Source organism: Photorhabdus heterorhabditis, from assembly GCF_018448905.1.
GTDB classification, from domain to species: domain Bacteria; phylum Pseudomonadota; class Gammaproteobacteria; order Enterobacterales; family Enterobacteriaceae; genus Photorhabdus; species Photorhabdus heterorhabditis.
Genome location: NZ_RCWA01000160.1, coordinates 1 through 782 on the forward strand (window position 1 = coordinate 1; position 782 = coordinate 782).

Consider the following 782-nt stretch of genomic DNA (forward strand, 5'->3'; position numbering starts at 1 on the left):
TCTTCTACTTCCTGAGGCCATTGCGGTATTTTGCTAGTTTTCATACCAACATAGCGAGCGATACTGGTTAATAAGGTTATAGGTAATTGTATAATCTCAGATAACCATTCCAGACGAGAAGTTATTTGTATCTGGTACTGTAATCCAAAAACAAAGGTTTCTTTCTGTTTCTCAATAGGAGGACATAATAAGATAATGTTCGCTTGTTCCTGTAAACACGTTTCCTCCATATAGCAGCGAATAAATTCCCAATAACCTGGCATCATTTCCCGCAAACCGGAAAGCCCAAGATTAAACGTATCCAATACCGTTTCTTGATCATCTGCCAGAATATGACCGTAGATGCTCCATTCCGGCCACTTACCTTTTCCTATTGTCCGGGTAAAAAATACCGTTTTCCAGGGAATCGATAATACCGTGCCATTAAAACGGTAAACATGGATCATCTGGGTTTTGCGGTTAAACCGAATTGGATAATGTGTCGTTGCAAACCACTCTTTTAAGGTAAACTTTCCACTGTAATATAAAATAAATATAGCAGCAGGTAAAAAAATTAAAAGACTTAGCAATATGTCATGATCTCCTTTTATATATTGGTAAATTGTGTAACCAATAGAAAATAAGGCCATGCCTAAATAACAAAAAAATAACGTCGCAGATAATGAACTAACATATCCCTTATCTCTATAGTATTTGTCTACCGTTTCCATATAAGTCGAGTTCATACTGATCACCGTATTGTAATCAACAATATACCGACCATCGTTGCCCTCTATTCTAGT

Annotated in this window: 1 protein-coding gene; it reads right to left on the reverse strand. The window is 36.7% G+C overall.

Annotated features, from left to right (window positions below; genetic code table 11):
• Positions 1-725 (reverse strand): DUF6708 domain-containing protein (locus EAE89_RS23070; protein WP_214086675.1); only part of this gene is annotated, 725 nt, incomplete at its 3' end.
• Positions 726-782 lie beyond the last annotated feature (57 nt).